The sequence below is a fragment of the Streptomyces sp. NPDC030991 genome (assembly GCF_055571235.1).
The window spans coordinates 100,927-124,004 of record NZ_JBVIFR010000009.1 but is presented as its reverse complement, the minus strand read 5'-3'; the positions used below and the strand labels follow the sequence as shown (position 1 = coordinate 124,004).

Below are 23,078 nucleotides of genomic sequence, written 5' to 3'. Positions count from 1 at the left end.
ATTGATCCGTGTGTACATGTGAACCCGGTTCTTACGTCGCAGTCGATAGGCTCCCGTGTACACACCATCGCCACGAGGGGAGACGCCGCGGTGCAGGACAACGCGACAGAGGTGACAGCGGCCGGGATCGCCCGGCTCGCCGGAGTGGGCCGGGCCGCGGTCAGCAACTGGCGGCGGCGCCACGCCGATTTCCCCAGACCCGTCGGGGGCACCGAGACCAGCCCCTCCTTCGCGCTCGCCGCCGTCGAGGAGTGGCTGCGCGCCCAGGGCAAGCTGGCCGAGGTCCCGCTGCGCGAGCGCGTGTGGCAACAGCTCGCCGGGCACCCGGCGGGGCCGGTCACCGCGCTGCTGCACGCCGGGAGCGTCCTGCTGCTGGTGCACGACCGGCCCACCGAATGGCTCGCGCTCGAGCGCACGGACGACGACCACGCCCTCGCCGACCTGCTGCCCGCCGCCCTCGAAGGCGTCCTCACCCCCCGCTTCGGGCACGCCACGGAGCGCGCCCTGCCCACCCCGCCGGCCACCGCCCTGCTGCCGTCCGTGCCCCTGCTGCGCGGCGCCGCCGAACTCGCCGCCGAGCTGGGCGCCCGCTCCGCCTTCGCCTTCCTCCTCGGCCGCCACCTCGACGCGAACCCGCGCCAGTACACGCTGACCCCGCCGGGCCCCGCCGAACTGATGGCGGCCCTCGCGGGACCCGCGGCCACCGCCCTCGACCCGGCCTGCGGCACCGGCGCCCTGCTGCACGCCGTCCGCGCCCTGGACGCGCGCCCCGGACAGCGCCTCTACGGCCAGGACGCAGGCGCCGAGCTCGCCGCGCTGACCGCGCTGCGCCTGGCCCTCGACGGGCAGGACGGGGAGGGCTCCGCCCCCGCCATCCGCACCGCCGCCGCCGACACCCTGCGCCGCGACGCCCTCAGCGACGTACGGGCCGACGTGGTGCTCGCCCACCCGCCGTTCAACGAGCGCGGCTGGGGCCACGACGAGCTGGCCTACGACCCGCGCTGGGAGTACGGCTTCCCGGCCCGCACCGAGTCCGAACTGGCCTGGGTGCAGCACGCGCTGGCTCGCCTCAAGGACGGCGGGACCGCGGTCCTCCTGATGCCGCCCGCCGTCGCGTCCCGCCGCTCGGGCCGCCGCATCCGGGCCGACCTGCTGCGCCGCGGCGCCCTGCGCGCGGTCGTCGCGCTGCCCGCGGGCGTCGTCCCGCCGAACAACATCCCGCTGCACCTGTGGGTCCTGCGCAGGCCCGCCGCTGCCGCCCCGGCCGCGCCCGAACTGCTGCTGGTCGACACGGCGTCGGCCGCCCCCGGCGACGCACGCGAGAAGCAGCCCTGGGCCGACGTGCGCGAGACCGTGCTCGACGCCTGGCGCGCCTTCGAGCGCACCGGGTCACTGGCCGAGCGCCCCGGGCTCGCCCGCTCCGTGCCCGTCATCGAACTGCTCGACGACGAGGTCGACCTGGCGCCCGCCCGCCGCCTGCCACCGCCCGCCGCGGGCGGCGGCACCGCCGAGCTGGCCGACGTGCGCGAGCGGCTCGCCGACACCCTGCGCCTGACCACGGAACTCGCTCCGCGGGAGGCGCCGCGGGCCGCGTCCCCCGCGCGCTGGCCGCAGACCACGATCGGCGAACTCGCGCGCGCGGGCGCCCTCACCCTGCACACGGCCGCGACAGCCGCCACGGCGAGCGGGGCCGTCCACGCGCGCGTGCCCGTGCTCACCGACCACGACGTGCTCACCGGCGCCGCCCCCTCGGGGACCCACGCCGGTACCGCCGTCGACGGCGAACATGTCCTCCTGGAAGCCGGGGACGTGGTCGTGCCGGTCGTCGGCGGCGGAGCCGTCGCGCGCGTCGTCGACGAGGCCGTCGCGGGCGCCGCCCTCGGCCGCGGCCTCGCCCTGCTCAGGCCGGACCCGGCCGCGCTCGACCCGTGGTTCATCGCCGGGTTCCTGCGCGGCACCGCCAACAACCGGCAGGCCAGCAGCTACGCGTCCACCGCGACCCGGCTCGACGTGCGCCGCCTCCAGCTGCCGCGCCTGCCCCTGACCGAACAGGCCCGGTACGGCGCCCGGTTCAGGTCGCTGGCCGCCTTCGAGGACGCGCTGCGCCTCGCGGGCCGGCTCGGCGAGCAGCTCGTCCAGGGCCTCCACGACGGCCTCACCGACGGTGTTCTCGAACCGGAGTGAGGCGGAGGGAACCGGAGTGGGCGCAACCCGGGGCCGGTTGTCCTTGCCGACCGATACGCTCGGTGCGATACGCAGTTCGTAGCAGGAACACACCAGCAGGAGCAGACATGTACGGGCCCGGCGTGGCGCCGCCCTCCCGCAACGAGGGCACGGTCATCCTCCTGCGGGTGCTGTTCCCCGCGCTGGCCGTCCTCAGCTGCGGTCTGCTCGCGTGCGCCCCGCTGTTCCGGATCGCGGTGCTGCGCGGAAAGCCGCTCGACTGGGCGCTCGCCTGGGCGGCGCTGCCCGTCACCCTCGGGCTCCTCGCCGTCGTCGGCTCGCTGCCGGAGGAGGACCGGCGCACCGACGTGGCGCTCGCCCTGGTGCTGATCATGGCCGCCGGGAGCGCCGCGCACTTCGTGGTCTTCGACATACGCAGGCCCCGCCCGCCGCTCGCGTACCCGGCGACGGCTCCCACGGCCGGCTACGGATACCCGCAGCCGCACGCGCAGTCGAACCCGCAGCCCCCGTACACGCGGCCCTTCCCGCCGGGGCCGGGGCCGGGCCCGGGGGCCCACGCCCTGCCCACCCAGGCCGGGACGACCCCGCCCCCGATGTCGACGCCGACGCCGGCCCCGACGCCGACGCCCACCTCGCCGCCGGCCCCGCCGCAGCAGGGCCGGTCCCCGCACCGCATCGACCAGGTCCGCGCCGAGCTGGACGAGCTGAGCGACTACCTGCGCAAGCGGGAGGACGGCGGCCGGTGACCATCCCGCCTCCCCTCGCGGCGAGCGGCGGCCGCGTCATCGCCGGACGCTACGAACTGTCCACGCTCATCGGCCAGGGCGGCATGGGCCAGGTCTGGACCGCGTACGACAAGCGTCTGGACCGGCGCGTCGCCGTCAAGCTGCTGCGCCCCGACCGGGTCGCGGGCGCCGAGGCCGACGAGCTGCGCCGCCGCTTCCTGCGCGAGTGCCGTGTCACGGCGCAGGTCGACCACCCCGGCCTGGTCACCGTCCACGACGCGGGCAGCGAGGGCGACGGCGGCGGCGACGCCGCCTCGTTCCTGTACCTCGTCATGCAGTACATCGACGGCTCCGACCTCGCCGACCACCTCGCCGAGCACGACCCGTACCCCTGGCAGTGGGCCGTCTCGGTCGCCGCCCAGCTGTGCGCCGTGCTCTCCGCCGTGCACGCGGTGCCGATCGTGCACCGGGACCTCAAGCCCCGCAACGTCATGGTCAAGAAGGACGGCACGGTCACCGTCCTCGACCTCGGTGTCGCCTCCGTCATGGACACCGACACCACGCGCCTCACCCACACCGGCTCGCCCATCGGCACGCCCGCCTACATGGCGCCCGAGCAGGCGATGGGCGGCGCCGTCGGCCCGTACACCGACCTGTACGCCCTCGGCGTGCTCCTCTTCGAACTCCTCAGCGGCGACGTCCCGTTCGCGGGCACGACCGCCCTCGGCATCCTCCACCGCCACCTGTACGAGCCCCCGCCACCGATACGCCAACTGCGCCCCGAGGTCCCCGTAGCGCTGGAGAACCTCGTCCTGCGCCTGCTCGCGAAGGACCCGCAGCACCGGCCGGCCTCCGCGCAGCAGACGTACGAGGAGCTGCTCCCGCTGCTGCCCGCGCGCGGAGTGCCCACCGGTCACCCGCTCGACCCGACCCGCCCGTTCCTGCGCCCGCACGCCCCGTGGCCGGACCGGGCGCGCACGCCCGCGCCGCAGCCCGACGGCTCCGACGTGCAGGGCGAGCGCCCCGACGTCGCGCGCGCCGTCGACGAGGTCAAGCGGCTGCTCGGCGAGGGCCGCATCACGCAGGCCGTCGACATCCTGGGCGCGATCCTGCCCGCCGCGGCCGCCCAGCACGGTGAGCACTCACCCGTCGTGCGCACGCTGCGCAAGCAGTACGCGGCCACGCTCATGGACGACGGCCAGTACCGCCGCGCCCTGCCCGAGCTGCGCCGCCTCGCCGACGAGCGCGCGGCCGAGGCGGGCCACGCCGACCCGCAGTCGCTCCAGTTCCGCTACGAGGCGGCCCAGTGCCTGGAGGCCCTCGGTGAACCGGCCGCGGCGCTCGCCGAGTACCGGGCCCTGCTGCCGTACTACGAGAACCAGTACGCGACCACGGACCTGCGGCTCGCCCTCGAAGTGCGCCGCCGCATCGGCCAGTTGCTGCTCGCCGTCGGCGACCGGGGCGCGGCGCACGAGACCCTGATCCGCCTCCTGCACGACTCGGAGCGGCTGCACGGGCCGGGCCACCCGTTCCCGGCGGAGGTCCGCCGCACCTTGCAGTGGCTGGGGCAGGTCAGGGGCTGAGCGGCGACGCCGACCGGCTATCTTTCGTAGCCGAAGATCAGCGCTACGCAGTACACGGACAAGCAGTACACAGTCGCGCAGTACACACAGCAGCGCATACAGCAGCACACACAGGGGTGGGGATCTCATGTCCAAGTCAGGGAGTTCCAGGCCGGGGAGCCACAGACTCTCCAAGCGGAACCGTTACATCGCGTGGGGCGGCGCGGGCGCCGTCGTCGTCGCGGGGGCCGCGGTCGCCGCGACCAGCGCCTCCGCGGCCACGACGTGGCCCGCGCAGAAGACGTTCACCGGCCGCGCCTTCGACACCTGCACCGCGCCGTCCGCCGCCGCGATGAAGGCCTGGCGCACCGGCTTCTACGGGGCGGCCGCCGTCTACATCGGCGGCAAGAACCGCGGCTGCGCCCAGCCCAACCTCACCAAGTCCTGGGTCAAGACGGTCAGCTCGCAGGGCTGGAAGCTGGTCCCGCTCTACGTGGGCGCCCAGCCGCCCTGCCAGACGGGCACCCGCAACGAGAAGATGACCACGTCGAACGCGGCCTCGCTCGGCACGGCGGACGGCAAGGACGCCGTGGCCAAGGCCGCCGCGCTCGGCATGAAGGCGGGCAGCGCGCTCTACCTCGACATGGAGCCGTACGACATCAAGAACGCGTCCTGCAACAAGGCCGTGCTCACCTACGTCCGCGCCTTCGACAAGGTCCTGCGCGGCAAGATCTACCGGGCCGGCTACTACGGCTTCAGCAGCTCCAGCGCCGCGGCGGTCGCCACCGCGACGGACCGCACCGACCTGCCGGGCAACCTCTGGTACGCCAAGTGGGACAAGCTCGCCACGACGACCTCCGACTGGCCCTGGTCCAAGTCGCTGTACACGAACCACAGCCGCGCCCACCAGTACATGGTCAACAGCAAGGAGAAGCGCGGGGCCTACACGATCACCGTGGACCGCAACGCGTGGGACGCCCCGGTCGCCATCATCGGCTGACTTCTCTCCGGGGGCCGAGTACCTCAACTCGCGGCGAATCGTTGTCGAATAGGTGGCCGAGCCAGCGGCCACCTCCTACCATCGATCACGGACTTTGTGCACCGACGCACAAACTCGCCGCAGGGAGGCTCACCTTGCACCGCCGCACCAGCAGCCGTCGCCGTACCGCGCTCATCCTGTCCGCCACCGCGCTCGCCGCGGCCCCCGCCCTCACCGCCTGCGGAAGCGGAGCGCACCCCGGCGCCGCGGCCGTCGTCGGCGGTCAGCGCATCACGGTCTCCCAACTGGAGACCCGGGTGAACGAGGTACGGGACGCGCAACAAGCCGCGACCACCGACCGCGCACAGTACGAGGAGGCCATCGCCAAGACCGGTGGCCTCACGCGCAACACGCTGCACACGATGGTCCTCGACCGGGTGCTGCACCGCGCCGCCACCGACCAGGACATCGCCGTCACCCGCAAGGAGATGCAGGACATGCGGGCGGGCCTGGAACAACAGGCAGGCGGCGCCCGCCAGTTGGAGAACGCCTGGCTGGCGCAGTACAGCGTCCCGCCGAAGCGGCTGACCGAGAGCCTGCGCACCGAGATCGAGGCGCAGAAGCTGGCCACCGCGCTCGGCGCCGACATGCAGACACCGGACGGCCAGGCCGTGTTCTGGAAGTCCCTCGGCAAAGCGTCCAAGGAGCTGAACGTCGATCTGAACCCGCGCTACGGCGCCTGGAAGGTGACCCCCACGAGCCGCCTCGTGGACGCACGGACACCCTGGCTCAAACAGGTCACCCAGCAGCCGTCCGAGACGCAGCGGACCGCCTAGCCGCGCGGTAGCGCGCCGCGGCCCACCGTCCCCCCGCGGGCCTCGCCCGGGGGGACTGTCAGCGGTCTGCGTTACGTTCGGGTGGTGAACGATCGACAGGTGCACGGCACCACCAGCGACCTCACCGGGGACACGATGGGCGACACCGCCGGGGACGCGACGGGCGGCGCGGGCCGCATCGTCCTGCTCACCACCAGCCACCGGGTCGCCCCCGGGCTGCTCTCCTGGCAGGCCTGGGACGTCCTGCGCGGTGCCGACGCGGTGCTGTGCGCCGACGCCGCGCACCCGCAGCTGCCGTACCTGAAGGACGCCGGCGTCGAGGTGACCCTCGCGCCCGAGCCGCCGACGGCCCAGGACCTCGTCGGCCGCTGCGCCGACGGCGGCCGCACCGTCGTCGTGCTGACGACGGCCGAGGGCGACCGGCGCCTCACGGACGGCCTGGCGTCGCTGGCAGGCTCGGGCCGCGTGCGGATGCCGTCCCTCGAACTCCTGCCCGGCTCCTACGACCTGCCGGGCTCCCGCCTCCTCGACCTCGTCCAGGTCATGGACCGCATCCGCCGCGAATGCCCCTGGTCGTCCCTGCGCACCCACGAGGACCTGGCGAAGTACGCGATCGAGGAGGCGTACGAGCTGGTCGAGGCGATCGAGACGGGGGACCGCGCGGAGCTCAGGGAGGAGCTGGGCGACGTACTCCTCCAGGTCGTCTTCCACGCCCGCATCGCGGAGGAAGCGGTCGCCGCGGGCGGCGCGACCGGAGAAGAGGACGCGGACGCCGAGACCGCAGAGGGCGCAGAGGGCGCCGAGGACGCGGCGCCGTTCTCGATCGACGACGTGGCGGGTGGCATCGTCACCAAGCTCATCCACCGCCACCCGCACGTCTTCGGCGACGACACCGCGACCACGCCCGAGGAGGTCAAGGAGCACTGGCTGCGCACGAAGGCGGAGGAGAAGCAGCGGGCGTCCGTGACGGACGGGGTGCCGGTGGGCCAGCCCGGCCTGGCCCTCGCGGCGAAGCTCGGCTCGCGGGTGCGGACGGCGGGCCTCGACGTGCCCGTCCCGACGGGCCCCGGCGTCGGCCACGAACTGCTGGCACTGGCCCTGCGCGCGGAGGCGGCCGGCCTGGACCCGGAGGCCGAACTCAGGGCGTCGGCCCGCGCCTACCGCGCGGCGGTCCGCTCCGCGGAGGGGCTGGCGGACTGACCCGGCGCCTCAGCGGGGGGTGAACTCCACGGGCAGGTTCCGCAGCCCGCGCATGATGAGCCCGCCGCGCCACCGCAGGTCGGCGGGGTCCGCCGCGAGCCGGAGGTCGGGGAGCCGCCGCAGCAGCGTCTCCAGGGCGGTACGGCCTTCGAGCCGGGCGAGCGGGGCGCCGAGGCAGTAGTGGATGCCGTGGCCGTAGCCGAGGTGCTGGTTGTCCCGGCGGGTCAGGTCCAGGGTGTCGGGCCCGGCGAAGCGGTCGGGGTCGCGGTCGGCCGCGGCCAGGACCACCAGGACGGGGTCGCCGGCCGCGATGTGCTGCCCGCCGATGGTGAGGGGCGCGGTCGCGAAGCGCCAGGTGGCGAGCTCGACGGGGCCGTCGAAGCGGAGCAGTTCCTCGACCGCGGTGTCGAGCAGCTCGTGCTCGCCGCGTTCGATCGCAGCCTGGAGCTGGGCCCGCTGCTCGGGGTGGTGCAGGAGCGTGTGGACGCCGTTGCCGATGAGGTTGATGGTTGTCTCGAAACCGGCGAACAGAAGGACGAAACACATGGCGGCGGCCTCGTTCTCCGTGAGGTGCTCGCCGTGGTCCGATGCGCGGATGAGACCCGAGATCAGGTCGTCGCTGAGATCGTCCCGCTTGCGGTGGATCAGCTCGGCCAGATAGCCGCGCATCTTCTTCACGGAACGGGCCACACCGCCGCGGGGCCCGCCGCCGTGCCGGATCATCATGCCCGCCCAGTCACGGAAGTCGTCCTGGTCCTCGGGGGGAACACCGAGCAGGTCGCAGATCGCGTAGATGGGGAGCGGGAAGGCGAAGTCGTGGATCAGGTCGGCCTCGCCGGTGCCCGCGAACCGGTCGATGAGGTCGTCGGTCAACTCCTGCACGCGTGGCGCGAACTGAGCGATGCGGCGCGGGGTGAACGCCTTGGAGACGAGGCGGCGCAGCCGGGTGTGGTCCGGCGGGTCGATGTTGAGCAGATGCGTCATCAGGTTGGCGCTGCGCTCGCCGGGGATGCCGGTCCTGTTCTTCCCCTGGGCGTCCTCGGCGTGGTGCTCGGGGTTCTTCGACAACCGGCCGTCCGCGAGCGCCTGGCGCGCGTCGGCGTACCGGGTCACGAGCCACGCCTCGACTCCGCTGGGGAGCTTCGTCCGGTGGACGGGGGAGTGCTCCCGGAGCCAGGCGTAGGCCGGGTACGGGTCGGTCGCGAACTCCCATGTGAAGAGTTCGGGTGCGGTGTTCGGGGCGTTCACCCGACGACCGTAACCGGCGGCGGTACGGGCCGGGCGGTCGGCACCGGCCCGGCGCCGCCGAAGCGGACTCCCGTGCGGACTCCCGTGCGGGCTCCCGTGCTGACCGCCCGTGCGGAGCGCCCGAACGGGCTGCCCGTGCGGACCGTTTGCGCAGGCCGCGAAGTGACACACCGTCAAGACTGTGACTTTCACGTGATCTCCGCTGCATCGACTTGTGACAAGCGTTCGAGTCCCGCTACGTTCACCAGTCATCGCGACACAGGCACAACCGGCACCACTTCCGCCATCCCTGTCGCGTGCTGCATCAGTCTCGCGAAAGGCAACCGCATGCTCTCCGGGAACGGTCGACACCGTCGCCCCCGTCAGGCCCCTGCTCTCGTCGTCGCCGCAGGCGTCACCGGCAGCGCCATCGCGATCCCGCTGCTCGCCGCGACCAGCGCGAGCGCCGCCACCACCGCCACCTGGGACAAGCTCGCCGAGTGCGAGTCCGGTGGCCAGTGGAGTCTGGACGCGGGCAACGGCTACTACGGCGGGCTGCAGTTCTCGCAGGAGATGTGGGAGCAGTACGGGGGCCTCGACTTCGCCCCGAGCGCCGACGAGGCCAGCCGCTCGCAGCAGATAGCCGTCGCCGAGAAGGCTCTCGAGGCGAAGGGGCCCAGCGCCTGGCCGAGCTGCTCGATCGTGGCGGGCCTCACCAAGGGCGCCGGCTCCGCCGATGTCGACCCGGGGGCGAGCGCTTCCCCGCAGCCGTCCGGATCGCCCGATTCATCCGACGGCTCGACCGACTCGACCGGCTCCACCGGCTCCACCGGCTCGACCGACTCCACCGGTTCGGCCGATTCGGGAGAGAAGAGTCACGACGGGTCCGCCACGGCCGACCCGTCCGACACGCCGTCAACTGACGTCTCGGGAGAGACCTCCGGTGACGAGGCGGGCGCCAAGGCGAGCGACAAGACGAGCGACGAAGCGGCCGACGCGGCGTCCGGGGAGGCCGTGGAGAGCGGCGCCGCGGACGGCACGGGCGACAGTTCGGACGAGCCGGAGCCGTCCGGCTCTGCCTCCTCCGGCGCTTCTGACTCCTCCGGCTCCTCCGACCCCTCCGGCTCGGCGACGTCGTCCCCCAGCGCCTCCGAGGACTCCACGACGGGCGGCCGTCACCGCGGCGACCGTGCCGGGGACGACACGTCCGACTCCCGTACGAGTGACGGGCGTCACGCCTCCCGCGAGGCGGAGCGCGGCGAGGGGGCCTACACCGTCCGCTCCGGCGACAGTCTGTGGGACATCGCCGACGCCCAGGACGTCCACGGAGGGTGGGATGCGCTCTACGACCTGAACAAGAAGACGGTCGGCGCCGACCCCGACCTCATCCTGCCTGGTCAGAGTCTGGACCTTGGCCTCGAATCGGTCGAAAAGTAGCGGGAGTTCAGTGCTGGTTGAGGCGCGTATGTCCACTTTTGCGAGAGTGAGACATGAGTCTCAAAAACCCTGATCGTCTTTGATATCGGGCGGATCGACTGCTTACGGTCGTCACCGCTCGCCACAGCGGGCCCCGATGGACGTCACGCCGAATCCTGCCAACGTCCGTACGGGAACAGTCGACGCGTCAGCGCCGTAGGCAGGAGCGGGGGACCCAAGGTAAGTGCCGGGAAACCGGCTTGGGGTTAAGCCGCGCACAAGGTTGCGCGGCCGGACACTCACTGGTCCGAACCCGACAGCTCACCTCGTAGGCGTCGGTGAGGGGATTACTCCATGCTGCTTTCCAGCAAGGGCAAGCACCGCCGTCCGTCCAAGGCCGTCCGCGTGGCCACGCTCGCCGGCGTCGCCGGTGCCGCCGTCGCCGTCCCGCTGATGGGTGCCACCTCCGCCTCCGCCGCCTCCACCTCCGAGTGGGACCAGGTCGCGAGCTGCGAGTCCGGTGGCAACTGGTCCATCAACACGGGCAACGGTTACTACGGTGGCCTCCAGTTCTCGTCCTCCACCTGGGCCGCGTACGGCGGCACCGCCTACGCGTCCTCCGCCGACCAGGCGTCCAAGGCGCAGCAGATATCCGTCGCCGAGAAGGTCCTCGCCGCGCAGGGCAAGGGTGCCTGGCCGAGCTGTGGTGTGGGCCTGTCCGGCGCCGACACCAGCAACTCCGCTCCCGCGGACTCCTCGGCCGACACGCAGCAGCAGGCTCAGCCGCAGCAGCAGGAGCGCTCGGACTCCTCCACGACGACCCGCTCCCAGCAGCGCGAGCAGCCGCAGCAGCAGCAGGCTCAGCCGCAGCAGGAGACCAAGAAGGACACCGTCACCACCCCGACCGGCAAGAAGGTCGAGAAGGGCGACGGCGAGTACAAGGTCAAGTCCGGCGACACCCTCAGCAAGATCGCCGACGCGCACGGCACCAACTGGCAGAAGGTGTTCAAGCTCAACAAGGACATCGTCGCCGACGCGGACCTCATCTACCCGGGTCAGCAGCTGCACCTGAAGTAGGACGAGCCGCACAGGCACGGACCGGCGTCGGCGGACGCCGGGTTCGGGCCGCTCGCTCCAGCGACCTCCGTCCCGGCATCCGGGACGGAGGTCGCTGTCTTTGTTCCATTAAGAAACATTTCGCTATGGGCGTTGTCCACGAGGCGGTCGGTCGGCTGGCCGATGCCTCGGAGCCGGTTACGCTCATGGGTGCGGGACCAGTTATCCAAGCAGCCGCCCGCACCATTGCGTCACATCCCAGAAGGAGATGCTCGTGCCGTCCATCGACGTCGTCGTAGCCCGGGAAATCCTGGACTCCCGAGGCAACCCCACGGTCGAGGTCGAGGTCGGCCTCGACGACGGCAGCACCGGCCGTGCTGCCGTTCCGTCCGGTGCCTCCACCGGTGCCTTCGAGGCCATCGAACTCCGTGACGGTGACCCCAACCGTTACCACGGCAAGGGTGTCGAGAAGGCCGTCCTCGCCGTCATCGAGCAGATCGGCCCGGAGCTCGTCGGCTACGACGCCACCGAGCAGCGCCTCATCGACCAGGCGATGTTCGACCTGGACGCCACCGACAACAAGGGCTCGCTCGGCGCCAACGCGATCCTGGGCGTCTCCCTCGCCGTCGCGCACGCCGCGTCCGAGGCCAGCGACCTGCCGCTGTTCCGCTACCTCGGTGGCCCGAACGCGCACCTGCTGCCCGTCCCGATGATGAACATCCTGAACGGTGGGTCGCACGCCGACTCCAACGTCGACATCCAGGAGTTCATGATCGCCCCGATCGGCGCGGAGTCCTTCTCCGAGGCGCTGCGCTGGGGCACCGAGGTCTACCACACCCTCAAGAAGGTGCTGAAGACCAAGGGCCTGTCCACCGGCCTCGGCGACGAGGGCGGCTTCGCCCCGAACCTGGAGTCGAACCGCGCGGCTCTCGACCTCATCCTCGAAGCGATCAAGGAGGCCGGTTACATCCCCGGCCAGCAGGTCGCTCTCGCGCTCGACGTCGCCGCCTCCGAGTTCTACAAGGACGGCAAGTACCAGTTCGAGGGCAAGGAGCGCTCCGCCGCCGAGATGACGGAGTACTACGAGGAGCTCGTCTCCGCGTACCCGCTCGTCTCCATCGAGGACCCGCTGTACGAGGACGACTGGGCCGGCTGGAACACCATCACCCAGCGCCTCGGCGACAAGGTCCAGCTCGTCGGCGACGACCTGTTCGTCACCAACCCGGAGCGCCTGGCCCGTGGCATCGAGGAGAACTCGGCCAACGCCCTGCTCGTCAAGGTCAACCAGATCGGCTCGCTGACCGAGACCCTGGACGCCGTCGAGCTGGCCCAGCGCAACGGCTTCAAGTGCATGATGTCCCACCGCTCCGGCGAGACCGAGGACGTCACCATCGCCGACCTGGCCGTCGCCACCAACTGCGGCCAGATCAAGACCGGCGCCCCGGCCCGCTCCGAGCGCGTCGCCAAGTACAACCAGCTCCTGCGCATCGAGGAGATCCTGGACGACGCGGCCGTCTACGCCGGCCGCAGCGCGTTCCCCCGCTTCAAGGGCTGACACCCGCCCTCGTCGCTGTCGCAGGCCGTAGTTCCGTACGTCCCCGCACTCGGTCCCGTACCGTGTGCGGGGACGTACGCACGTGAACAGGTGCAGGCAGCCGGACAGGCGGGGAGGCGGACAGGCGATGCCGGGAAAGCTCCGGAGCAGGGGCCGCGACGACTCGGCCCGCTTCTCCACGGCCACCCGCCTGCGCGTGCTCGGCGAGCAGACCGCTGAGCGCGTCTACCGCTCGCAGAACAAGCGCCAGGCCCGCCGCTCCCGCCTCACCGGACGCGCGGCGCTGCTCGCCCTCGTCGTCTGCACGCTCGTGGTCGCCCTCGCGTACCCGATGAGGCAGTACGTCTCCCAGCGCGGCGAGGTCGCGGACCTCCAGCGCCAGCAGCAGGAGGCCAAGGAGCGCGTCGACCGGCTCCGCGACGAGAAGGCCCGCTGGCAGGACGACGCCTACGCCGAGCAGCGGATCCGTGAGCGCCTGCACATGGTGATGCCCGGCGAGACCGGGTACGTGGTGCCCGACCCGCGCTCCACCGGAGCGGGCCGCACCGAGCAGGGCGAGGCGGACCGCCCCTGGTACTCGAACGTCTGGGACGGCGTCGACAAGGCCGACCGGGCAGACTGATCCCCGTACCGCCCCCCGCACGCACGCCCCCGCACACACCGAAGTGAAAGACAGGCATGGAAACGCCCCCGCCCCAGACCGAGTCCACCGCGCCCACGGACGCGGACATCCACGCGTTCCAGGAGCAGCTCGGCCGCCCGCCGCGCGGCCTGCGCGCCATCGCGCACCGCTGCCCCTGCGGCAACCCGGACGTCGTCGAGACGGCCCCGCGCCTGGAGGACGGCACGCCGTTCCCGACGACGTACTACCTGACGTGCCCGCGCGCGGCCTCGGCCATCGGCACCCTTGAGGCCAACGGTGTCATGAAGGAGATGACCGAGCGCCTGGGCACGGACCCCGAGCTGGCCCGCCGGTACCGCGCGGCGCACGAGGACTACATCGCGCGCCGTGACGCCATCGAGGTCCTGGAGAACTTTCCGAGCGCGGGCGGCATGCCGGACCGGGTGAAGTGCCTGCACGTGCTCGTGGCGCACTCCCTGGCGGCGGGCCCGGGTGTGAACCCGCTGGGCGACGAGGCGATCGCGATGCTGCCGCAGTGGTGGAAGAAGGGCGCGTGCGTCTCCGCGGAGGCCGTCAAGTGACGCGGGTCGCCGCCGTCGACTGCGGCACCAACTCCATCCGGCTGCTGGTCGCGGACGCGGACCCGGAGACCGGTGAACTCATCGACCTGGACCGCCGGATGACGATCGTCCGGCTCGGCCAGGGCGTCGACAGGACGGGGCGCCTGGCGCCCGAGGCGCTGGAGCGCACCTTCGCGGCCTGCCGCGAGTACGCCGAGGTGATCAAGGAGCACGGCGCGGAGCGCGTCCGCTTCGTGGCCACGTCCGCGTCCCGCGACGCGTCCAACCGGGACGACTTCGTCCGCGGCGTCCTCGACATCCTCGGCGTGGAGCCGGAGGTGATCACCGGCGACCAGGAGGCGGCCTTCTCCTTCACCGGCGCCACCAAGGAGCTGACGGGCCGGGCCGACCTCGACAAGCCGTACCTGGTCGTGGACATCGGCGGCGGATCGACGGAGTTCGTGGTCGGCGACGAGGCGGTGCGCGCCGCCCTCTCCGTCGACATCGGCTGCGTGCGGATGACGGAGCGGCACCTCGTCGCCGAGGACGGCACGGTCACCGACCCGCCCACCGCGGAGCAGATCGAGGCGGTCCGCGAGGACGTCGTCGCGGCGCTCGACCTGGTGGCGCGGACGGTCCCGCTGACCGAGGCCCGCACCCTGGTCGGCCTGGCCGGTTCGGTCACGACGGTGGCGGCGCTTGCGCTCGGCCTGAGCGAGTACGACTCGGCGGCGATCCACCACTCCCGCATCTCCTACGACAAGGTCGCCGAGCTCACCGACTGGCTCCTGACGTCCACGCATGACCAGCGCACCCTGAACCCGGTGATCCACCCCGGCCGCGTCGACGTCATCGCCTCAGGCGCGCTCGTCCTGCGCCTGATCATGGAACGGACGGGCGCCCGCGAGGTGATCGTCAGCGAACACGACATTCTCGACGGGATCGCCTACAAAGTGGCAGAAGACATCGAAGCGGGCCGAAAGGGCCACTGACCTGCGGTGATGTGCTGACACGCAGCGGCCCCGGCACCTCCGCAGGTGCCGGGGCCGAGCTGTGCCGACGACGGGCGCTACCTTCTGGCGTTCATCATGCGAGAGCGCAGCGGTTCGGCCGTCAGGGTGTCGGCGAACTGCCACGAGTACGCCGTGACCTCTTCCTCCTGCAGTTCGACCATGTCGGCCGTGGTGCGGAACAGGTACCGGAAGTCGAAGTGCAGATGTTGCGGCTCGTCCTTGGCGGGGTTCGCCGGAATCGAGTGCACGTCGATGTGGAGCGGCAGGCCGCTGTCAGGCTCGACGCGCTCGGGAGCGATGCCCGTCTCTTCGTGCAGCTCACGCAATGCGGCAGCAACGAGCGTCGTGTCGCTCTCCTCAACGTGACCGCCCGGGAGAAGCCATTTACGCAGCGCGCGGTGCTCGATGCTGAGTACGCGGCCGTCCGGACGGAGGAGCGCGGCGCCAGCCGTGACGTGGCCCTGAAACTCCTTGCGCGAGGCGATCGTGTCGCCCGCCTGGTCGAGCGTCGCGACGAGCGCGGACAGGTTGTCCTTTTCGTCGGGGTGCTCGGCGAGGTAAGCGTCGACCGTCTCGCGCACGTGCTGTGCCGTGATCGGCATGAGGGTTGCTCCCATCCTCTATCGGTTGAAGTAGCTGAGCCACGTCGCCGCGATGGTCGCCCGATCGCCGGCGCCCACCTCGTGCATACCGGGTCCGAGGTCACCGCGGGTGAGCACTCGGACTCCGGCCAGAATTTCGGCCTGCACGAGGAAGATGAACGGCCCGACAGAGGCGCCGTGCAGGAAGTTGACGGCGTTCCCTCCGTTGAGCAGGTAGAAGTAGTGGCCGGTTGTTGAGTAGCGCGTGACGTGATCGCCCTGCGGTGAGCGCTGGTAGACCCGTGGGAGCGCGGCGAGGTCGAGTTCGTCCTCGGAGGAGGTCACGGTCGCGACGTAGGCGCCGTTGCGCAGGCTCGAAAAGTCCTCGCCGCGTAGGGATACCGCGCCGGTCGCGCACAGGACCAGGCCCGCGCTGTGCAGGGCGGCGTCACGGTCCCGTGCCACCGTGAAGCCCTGTGAGAGTGCCTGTGTCTGGCGGACAGGGTCGATGTCGTGCACGGTGACCTGAACGCCCTTGGCGTGGAGCAGGCGGGCGATGCTCGATCCGAGCTTGCCGAAGCCGATCACGAGTGCGGGACGGCCGTGCAGGATGTCGCCGCGGCTGCGCATGAGGGCCTCGGCGGAGAACACGACGGACTGCCCGACGAGGTAGTCCTCGGGATCTTTGAGCGGCGAGCGGGCAACGGAGACAACGGGGCAGGGCAGCTTGTCCCGGTCGGCGTACCGCTTGTGGCCGTTCTCGGTGTCCTCGACGACGCCGACAATGCGCCCCGAGAAGCGGTCGCACAGTGCATCGAGGGAGGGAGCGAAGTAGCCGCCGACGTCGAGTAGGACGACGTCCTCACCGGGCGCGCGCGATTCGATGTACTCGACTGCGGCGTCTGGGTTCTCGAACAGTTCGCGGGTGAGGGCGTCGCACGGAGTCTTCTTTTCGACGGCGCGTAGGGCGGTCGGGTCGATGGACTTCGGCTTGGGCAGCACGGCCCGTAGGGCGCTGCTCGTGCCCACTGCCTGTACGAACGACGGGCGCTCGGGCAGAAGGTGAGTGATCAGGAAGGACGACAGGCGCTCGGTCGGGGCGAAGTCGTCAGCGACGCGCGCAAAGTAGGCGTCGAGCCGGGCGCGCTCAAACTGTTCCATGGACTCACTTCCCTTGGTGAGGGTGTAACTCCGGTCGGGGTGTGCGAGTAGCGGTCAGAACCGGCGGCGGGCGTACGTGGTGCCCCAGACGACCGCGCCGCGCTCAAGGCTGGTGCGTAGGTGGGCGTCGGTCTCGGCTTGGCCGGCGGTGAGGGACAGGGGAGCGAACACGAGGCAGACGCGGCAGGGGGCCCCGTCGCGGACGAGCCGCAACCATTCGCCCGACGGTGAGGGAATCGTCATGACGTAGTCGTCGTGTCCGTAGTCCAGAGCCGTGACATCCCGTCGCAAGATGATGCGGCTACCGTTCACGGGAGGCGTCGCGGTGCTGGGGCCGAGGCGGAGCGCAGTCGCGAGGCGGCGCATGCCCGATTCGATGCTTTCCACGGTCTCGTGGGCGCGGCGGGGGGTCGGGTGCGTGATGAGGAGCTGAGCGAGTTTGTACCCGTCGGCGGCGTGCACACCGGACGCGGCCGAGATACCGGCGACGAAGCCGGGGCCGGGCGGGGTAGTGATGCCAGGGGAGGTCATGTGGCTTGCACCTCGGCCCACACGGCCTTACCCGCGGCGGTGTCGCTCGATCCCCAGCTCCCGGAACACAGGGTGTCGATGATCGCCAGGCCGCGTCCGGAATCGTCGTCGTCGGTGGCGGAGTGGATACGCGGTTGGCGGTGGACAGAGTCGTGAACCTCGATGCGGGTCCGGTGGTCTTCGGCGTCGATGATCAGACGCAGCGAGTCCCCGAGAGCGGAGCCGTGGCGTACCGCGTTGGTGACGAGTTCGCTTGCGACCAACGCGACCTCATCGAGGTGGTCCCCGCTGGCGCCGGGCGCGTTGGTGGCGACGTATTCGCGGACGAAATGCCTTGCATCGCCAACGGATTGAGGTCGGCTACGCAGGAACAGGATGTGAGGGCAGTCCCCTTGTGCACCAGCTCGCGAGGTGGGACGAGTGATCCATCTGTCGAGGTTCATAGGCCGTGGGCGTCGCCCCTGCGCCTCATCCGATCGCGAAGTCCGCTCTTCCGGGTTCACGGTGCCACCACTCCCACTACGCTGAGTTGCCTGTCGTCACCCTCGACAGTAGGCAGCGGCGATCACCGCATGAAGTGACTGCGAGTACGGGTAAGTGACCGGCAGGAACGGGCAGGGCGACGCCATGGATCAGAACCCGCGAACAACCACGACCAGCGGTCAGGGAGGGTCCGGGCGGACGCGGGCGGGCATCATTTCGGGCTACGTCTTCCGCACCATCCGCGAGCAGTCAGGGCACACACAGGACGCGCTCGCCGAAGCCTTCGGCGTCTCGGCCGACACGGTCGCAGGGTGGGAATCGGGACGCCGCCCACTGACGTCGGTGCCGGTAGGGCAGATGCTCGTGCACCGCCACCGGCTGATGCGCATGGCCGCGGCCCCTGCTCTGCTGGCTGCGCTTGAGCGGGCAATGGAGGCCGACGTACTGTTGGCAAGCGCTCTGGACGAGGACGCACCCACAGCGGCCGGTCCGCTCGGTGCCTGGGTGATGCAACGTGACCTGGTCGAGGTCTTGGCCTGGCCGCTCAACGGTGTTGCTCCGAGCCCGCTTCGCAACCTCCCCGAGCCGCCCCGCCCGCGCCGCGGCCCAGTTCCGGCCGCACCCGAGCTCCCCGCGGACGACCGCGCACGGTTCTTCACACGCATGCGGCAGACAGCTGAACGGGCCCGCGGCGGCGACGACTTCCTGCTCCGGCGGCAAGCCCTGTACTTGGCCGGCTACGACGACGCCGCTGAGACGTCTGAGTGGCTGGCCCAGCAACAGCGGACCGAGCGGCCGGATGACTGGCTGACGGGTTGGCTCAACTCCCGCTCGGCCGCCGCGGTCGCCGCGCGCCTCGGCGACCGCGACAGGATGGGCCACTTCATCACGCGCACCCTCGGCGACGACGACGCGGCCGAAGCGGCGAACCTGAACTACTGGGCGTACTGGATCGGCGAGGCTCCGCAAGTACAGCTCAGTGACGACTTCATCGCCTCACCCACCCCCGGGCCATGGCAGGGAGACCGGCTCCTCGACCACCTGATTCGGGGGCTGACTCCGCAACACGGCTTCTTCGATCTCAACGTTCACACCCTGTGGGCGCTGCTGGCTGTTCGTCCGAATCTGCTGCGCGGGAAGTCGTCGGCAGGACAGGCGCTGCGAGACAGGCTGCCGGTGATGTTGGATGACAGACAGCTCTCGGCGCAGGCGCGGCGGGAGTTGGAGGGCATCCGGTACGCGATCCGCCTCACCGAGGCGTGAAAGGGGACACCGTGGCTGACCAGGACCTGACGGCGGTAGCGCACTTCCTGTACGAGGCGGGGACGCTGAAGACCGCGCGTCGCACGGGCTGGTGGATGGCCGGGGTACGCGACCCCGAGAGTGTTGCCGAGCACGCGTGGCGGACATCGATCATCGCCTCGGTCATTGCGACCCTCGAAGGTGCCGATGCGGCGCGTGCCGCGCACCTGGCCGTGTGGCACGACTCCCAGGAGACGCGTACCGGGGACATCAACCACCTCGGCAAGAAGTACGCGGCTCCGGGCGACCCCCAGGCGGTGACCGCGGACCAGACAGCCGGCATGCCCGAGATCCTGGCGACCGCAGTGCGCGCGGTCGTCGCCGAGTACGAGGCGAAGGAATCGCCCGAGGCCATCTGCGCCCGCGACGCCGACAAGGTGGAGTGCATGCTCCAGGGCCTGGAATACAAGGCTCAGGGGAACGCCGGCGCCCAGCGGTGGATCGACAACTCTCGCGCCCGCGTCGTCACGGAGTCGGGGCAGCGTCTGGCCGACGAGCTCTTGGCCCAGACTCCGCTGGAGTGGCTGCGCGCGGCCATGGGCGAGAAGGGCTGAGGCAGTAGAGGGAGGCGCTGCTCGGCCTGGTCCCAGACCTGATCCCGGAGCCCCGAATCGATCTCGCCTGAGCGTGCCGCGACCCGTCTGAGCACCGGGAACGGGGGTCGCGGCACGCTCTGACGACACCCCGTCGGGAAAGTTCGTGAAGTTCTTCACAAGGAAATGGGTCCCGTTGGGCGCGGTTTCCCGGCCGTAGGCCCGTCCGGGGCCGCGCGCGGGGTCCGGCGGGCGGGGGCCGGAGGGTTTCCGGGGTGTTGCGCGAGGGTGAAGACCGAGGGTGGTCCAGTGGGTCCGGAGGCTCACTGTGGCTGCTCAGAAGGGGTGAGCAACGAGTGGCGATGGGCCGTGGTTCCCTTTACGGAACATGACATGGGTCACGTGGGCGGCGAAGTGTAGCAGAGGCACCACCCGACCTTGTGAAGGGGCGCACGAGCAACCCCCTCCAGACGGGTGGATACTCGATGGCATGAGCACCACGGAGCGTCCCAGGATCCTCATTGTCGGGGGTGGGTACGTAGGTCTGTACGCGGCGCGACGCATCCTGAAGAAGATGCGTTACGCGGAAGCGACCGTCACGGTCGTCGACCCGCGCTCGTACATGACGTACCAGCCCTTCCTCCCCGAGACCGCCGCCGGCAGCATCTCGCCGCGCAACGTCGTCGTCCCGCTGCGACGCGCTGTGCCGGGAGCCGAGATTCTCACCGGCCGCGTCACCACCATCGACCAGGACCGCAAGGTCGCCACGGTCGCCCCGCTCGTCGGCGAGGCGTACGAGGTGCCCTTCGACTACCTGGTGATCGCGCTCGGCGCGGTCTCCCGCACCTTCCCGACGCCGGGCCTCGCCGAGGTCGGCATCGGTATGAAGGGCGTCGAGGAGGCCATCGGCCTGCGCAACCACGTGCTCGAGCAGCTCGACAAGGCCGAGTCCACGACGGACGAGGAGATCCGCCGCAAGGCGCTCACCTTCGTCTTCGTCGGTGGCGGCTTCGCGGGCGCCGAGACGATCGGTGAGGTCGAGGACCTGGCGCGCGACGCGGCCAAGTTCTACAAGAACGTGAAGCGCGAGGACATGCGCTTCATCCTGGTCGACGCCGCCGACAAGGTGCTGCCCGAGGTCGGGCCCGAGCTCGGCGTCTACGGCCGCAAGCACCTGGAGTCCCGCGGTATCGAGGTCTACCTCTCCACCACGATGCCCTCCTGCGTGGACGGTCACGTCGTGCTGAGCAACGGTCTCGAGGCCGACTCCAACACCGTCGTCTGGACCGCGGGTGTCAAGCCGAACCCGGCGCTCGCCCGCTTCGGTCTCCCGCTCGGCCCGCGCGGCCACGTGGACACCGCCGCGACGCTCCAGGTCCAGGGCACCGATTACATCTGGGCCGCGGGCGACAACGCGCAGGTCCCGGACCTCGTCGGCCGTAAGAACGGCAACCCGAACGCCTGGTGCCCGCCCAACGCCCAGCACGCGATGCGGCAGGCGAAGGTCCTCGGCGACAACGTGGTCTCCGGCATGCGGGGCTTCCCGCAGGGCGACTACAAGCACGCCAACAAGGGTGCGGTCGCCGGTCTCGGCCTCCACAAGGGCGTCGCGATGATCGTCATGGGCAAGATGAAGATCAAGCTCAAGGGCCGTCTCGCCTGGTACATGCACCGTGGCTACCACGGCATGGCGATGCCGACGTACAACCGCAAGATCCGGGTGATCGCCGAGTGGACGATCAACATGTTCCAGAAGCGCGACATCACCGCGCTCGGCGCCCTGGAGACCCCGCGCGAGGAGTTCTACGAGGCCGCCAAGCCGGCCCCGGCGCCCAAGCCGGCCGCCGAGAAGACCGAGAGCAAGGTCGAGGAGAAGGCGAAGGCCTCCTGACCTCGGCGTAGTTCCCGAGCAGTGCATGCCCGAAGGGGCCGCTCGCCATCCGTGGTGCGAGTGGCCCCTTCGGGCATTTCCGGGGCGCGTCGCCCTACCATGTGCGTGGTTGCTACAAGTATTTTGCCGATCCGTGACGCGGCAACGGGACTGCGGAAGCGGCCTCCTGGTGTTTACGTGGTGTTGGACCGTTCCGGGATCTCCCCCTGTCACGGAGGTGTGCGCCATGCAGGACGCCGCACAGCGGCTGAAGAACATCGCCGAGCGGCTGCTCGGCGCCGAACTCCCGGTACGGCTCCGTGCCTGGGACGGCTCGGAGGCGGGTCCCCCGGATGCCCCCGTGCTGGTCGTGCGGAACCGGCGCGCCCTGCGCCGCCTGCTCTGGAAGCCGGGCGAGCTGGGCCTCGCCCGCGCCTGGGTCGCCGGCGACCTGGACGTCGAGGGCGACCTCTACGCCGCGCTCGACGTCATGGCCGAGCTGATCTGGGAGCGGTCCCCCGACGCGGAGGGCGAGCGCCGCAGCCTCGTCCAGGCGCTCAGGGAACCCGGGTTCCGCGCGGCCGCCGGGGAGCTCGCCAAGCTCGCGGGACCGTATCCGCCGCCCGCGCCGCCCGCCGAGGAGATGCGCCGCAGAGGCCGCCTCCACCTGCACACCAAGGGCAGCGACAAACAGGCCATCAGCCACCACTACGACGTCGGCAACGACTTCTACGAGCTGGTCCTCGGCACCTCGATGGTCTACTCGTGCGCGTACTGGGAGTCGCCCGGCGCCACCCTCGAGTCCGCCCAGCGCGACAAGCTCTCCCTGGTCTCCCGGAAACTGGCCCTGAAGCCCGGCATGCGCCTGCTCGACGTGGGCTGCGGCTGGGGCTCCATGGCCATCCACGCCGCCCGCGAGCACGGCGTGAGCGTCGTCGGTGTCACCCTCTCCCAGGAGCAGGCCGCGTACGCCAGGAAGCGCGTCGCCGACGAGGGCCTCACCGACTGCGTCGAGATCCGGGTGCAGGACTACCGCGACGTGCGGGACGGCCCCTACGACGCGATCTCCTCCATCGGCATGGCCGAGCACGTGGGCTCCGACCGGTACCTGGAGTACGCGCACGATCTGTACGGCCTGCTCAAGCCCGGCGGGCGGCTGCTCAACCACCAGATCGCCCGGCGGCCCCAGAAGGACGAGTCGACGTACGAGGTCGACGAGTTCATCGACGCCTATGTGTTCCCCGACGGGGAGCTCGCCCCGGTAGGCACGACCACGGCCCTGCTGGAGCGGGCCGGGTTCGAGGTGCGGGACGTCGAGGCGATCCGCGAGCACTACGCCCTCACGCTGCGCCAGTGGGTCCGCAACCTGGAGGCACGCTGGGCGGAGTCCCTGCGTCTCGTCAGCCCCGGCAGGGCCCGTATCTGGCGCCTCTACATGGCCGCCTCCGCGCTGAGCTTCGAGCGCAACCGCATCGGGGTCAACCAGATCCTCGCGGTGCGGACCCCGCAGAGCGGGACGTCGGGGATGCCGCTGCGGGCGCGTACCTGGAACGACTAGCCACGCCCGTACGGGGCCGGGGGGGGGGGGGGGGGGGGGGGGGGGGGGGGGGGGGGGGGGGGGGGGGGGGGAGAAACCGACCTAAGCCGGGAGAGGGGGAGGAGAGGTTGGAGGGGAGGGGAGG

The 23,078-nt window shown here is 71.2% G+C and carries 21 protein-coding genes and 1 riboswitch; of the genes, 16 read left to right on the top strand and 5 right to left on the bottom strand.

All coding sequences use genetic code 11. The annotated features are described in order from the left end of the window. The first annotated feature begins 90 nt into the window (after positions 1-90). From ACZ45E_RS19070 to ACZ45E_RS19045, 6 genes are all read left to right on the top strand, one after another. Positions 91-2,184, top strand: a complete 2,094-nt coding sequence (locus ACZ45E_RS19070) for an N-6 DNA methylase (RefSeq protein ID WP_468222086.1) — start codon at positions 91-93, stop codon at positions 2,182-2,184. A 107-nt stretch (positions 2,185-2,291) separates the two neighbouring features. After that, a complete protein-coding gene (locus tag ACZ45E_RS19065) occupies positions 2,292-2,930 on the top strand; it encodes a hypothetical protein (protein WP_468222085.1) in 639 nt (212 codons plus the stop codon). A gap of 56 nt (positions 2,931-2,986) precedes the next feature. Next, on the top strand, positions 2,987-4,492 hold the full coding sequence (locus ACZ45E_RS19060; protein ID WP_468222329.1) for a serine/threonine-protein kinase: 1,506 nt from the start codon (positions 2,987-2,989) through the stop codon (positions 4,490-4,492). A gap of 127 nt (positions 4,493-4,619) precedes the next feature. Next, on the top strand, positions 4,620-5,471 hold the full coding sequence (locus ACZ45E_RS19055) for a glycoside hydrolase domain-containing protein (RefSeq protein ID WP_468222084.1): 852 nt from the start codon (positions 4,620-4,622) through the stop codon (positions 5,469-5,471). Positions 5,472-5,605: 134 nt separating this feature from the next. Then, the gene (locus ACZ45E_RS19050; protein WP_468222082.1) at positions 5,606-6,286 is read left to right on the top strand and encodes a SurA N-terminal domain-containing protein; all 681 of its coding nucleotides are present in this window, start codon (positions 5,606-5,608) and stop codon (positions 6,284-6,286) included. A 135-nt stretch (positions 6,287-6,421) separates the two neighbouring features. After that, positions 6,422-7,486 carry a nucleoside triphosphate pyrophosphohydrolase gene (locus ACZ45E_RS19045; protein ID WP_468222328.1) on the top strand — a complete coding sequence of 355 codons (1,065 nt, stop codon included), beginning with the start codon at positions 6,422-6,424 and terminating at the stop codon, positions 7,484-7,486. A 9-nt stretch (positions 7,487-7,495) separates the two neighbouring features. On the opposite strand, the gene ACZ45E_RS19040 is transcribed toward ACZ45E_RS19045, so the two are convergent. After that, entirely contained in the window at positions 7,496-8,734 is a 1,239-nt protein-coding gene (locus ACZ45E_RS19040) for a cytochrome P450 family protein (RefSeq protein WP_468222081.1), read from the bottom strand. Positions 8,735-9,061: 327 nt separating this feature from the next. Here ACZ45E_RS19040 and ACZ45E_RS19035 point away from each other — a divergent pair, with 327 nt between their 5' ends. From ACZ45E_RS19035 to ACZ45E_RS19010, 6 genes are all read left to right on the top strand, one after another. Continuing rightward, positions 9,062-10,150, top strand: coding sequence for a transglycosylase family protein (locus tag ACZ45E_RS19035; RefSeq protein ID WP_468222080.1), 1,089 nt, complete (start codon positions 9,062-9,064; stop codon positions 10,148-10,150). 181 nt (positions 10,151-10,331) lie between these two features. Then, a riboswitch (cyclic di-AMP (ydaO/yuaA leader) is annotated at positions 10,332-10,479 on the top strand. Between the two features lie 4 nt (positions 10,480-10,483). Then, positions 10,484-11,206, top strand: coding sequence for a transglycosylase family protein (locus ACZ45E_RS19030; protein WP_468222078.1), 723 nt, complete (start codon positions 10,484-10,486; stop codon positions 11,204-11,206). A gap of 253 nt (positions 11,207-11,459) precedes the next feature. Beyond that, a complete protein-coding gene (gene eno, locus ACZ45E_RS19025) occupies positions 11,460-12,740 on the top strand; it encodes a phosphopyruvate hydratase (RefSeq protein ID WP_468222077.1) in 1,281 nt (426 codons plus the stop codon). Between the two features lie 127 nt (positions 12,741-12,867). After that, the gene (locus tag ACZ45E_RS19020) at positions 12,868-13,362 is read left to right on the top strand and encodes an FtsB family cell division protein (protein WP_468222076.1); all 495 of its coding nucleotides are present in this window, start codon (positions 12,868-12,870) and stop codon (positions 13,360-13,362) included. Between the two features lie 56 nt (positions 13,363-13,418). Next, positions 13,419-13,943: a DUF501 domain-containing protein gene (locus tag ACZ45E_RS19015; RefSeq protein ID WP_468222074.1), complete on the top strand. Its 525-nt coding sequence runs from the start codon at positions 13,419-13,421 to the stop codon at positions 13,941-13,943. Continuing rightward, positions 13,940-14,914, top strand: a complete 975-nt coding sequence (locus tag ACZ45E_RS19010) for a Ppx/GppA phosphatase family protein (protein ID WP_468222073.1) — start codon at positions 13,940-13,942, stop codon at positions 14,912-14,914. Before ACZ45E_RS19015 ends, ACZ45E_RS19010 begins: the two co-directional genes overlap by 4 nt. A gap of 77 nt (positions 14,915-14,991) precedes the next feature. Here ACZ45E_RS19010 and ACZ45E_RS19005 read toward each other — a convergent pair whose 3' ends face one another. The 4 genes from ACZ45E_RS19005 to ACZ45E_RS18990 are packed head-to-tail and all read right to left on the bottom strand — an operon-like array spanning position 14,992 to position 17,651. Continuing rightward, positions 14,992-15,537 (bottom strand): NUDIX hydrolase, encoded by a 546-nt coding sequence (locus ACZ45E_RS19005; RefSeq protein WP_468222072.1) that lies wholly within the window; start codon positions 15,535-15,537, stop codon positions 14,992-14,994. Positions 15,538-15,555: 18 nt separating this feature from the next. Next, positions 15,556-16,677, bottom strand: a complete 1,122-nt coding sequence (locus tag ACZ45E_RS19000; protein ID WP_468222071.1) for an adenosylhomocysteinase — start codon at positions 16,675-16,677, stop codon at positions 15,556-15,558. A gap of 54 nt (positions 16,678-16,731) precedes the next feature. Beyond that, a complete protein-coding gene (locus ACZ45E_RS18995; protein WP_468222070.1) occupies positions 16,732-17,208 on the bottom strand; it encodes a hypothetical protein in 477 nt (158 codons plus the stop codon). Next, the gene (locus tag ACZ45E_RS18990; protein ID WP_468222068.1) at positions 17,205-17,651 is read right to left on the bottom strand and encodes an ATP-binding protein; all 447 of its coding nucleotides are present in this window, start codon (positions 17,649-17,651) and stop codon (positions 17,205-17,207) included. Before ACZ45E_RS18990 ends, ACZ45E_RS18995 begins: the two co-directional genes overlap by 4 nt. 184 nt (positions 17,652-17,835) lie before the next feature. Between ACZ45E_RS18990 and ACZ45E_RS18985 the strand changes: the two genes are divergently transcribed. The 4 genes from ACZ45E_RS18985 (at position 17,836) to ACZ45E_RS18970 (ending at position 22,954) form a co-directional block, all read left to right on the top strand. Then, a complete protein-coding gene (locus ACZ45E_RS18985; RefSeq protein WP_468222067.1) occupies positions 17,836-18,954 on the top strand; it encodes a helix-turn-helix domain-containing protein in 1,119 nt (372 codons plus the stop codon). Positions 18,955-18,965: 11 nt separating this feature from the next. Beyond that, a complete protein-coding gene (locus ACZ45E_RS18980) occupies positions 18,966-19,547 on the top strand; it encodes an HD domain-containing protein (RefSeq protein ID WP_468222066.1) in 582 nt (193 codons plus the stop codon). A gap of 469 nt (positions 19,548-20,016) precedes the next feature. Then, on the top strand, positions 20,017-21,417 hold the full coding sequence (locus ACZ45E_RS18975; RefSeq protein ID WP_468222065.1) for an NAD(P)/FAD-dependent oxidoreductase: 1,401 nt from the start codon (positions 20,017-20,019) through the stop codon (positions 21,415-21,417). A gap of 226 nt (positions 21,418-21,643) precedes the next feature. Then, entirely contained in the window at positions 21,644-22,954 is a 1,311-nt protein-coding gene (locus tag ACZ45E_RS18970) for a class I SAM-dependent methyltransferase (RefSeq protein WP_468222063.1), read from the top strand. The last annotated feature ends 124 nt before the right edge of the window (positions 22,955-23,078 follow it).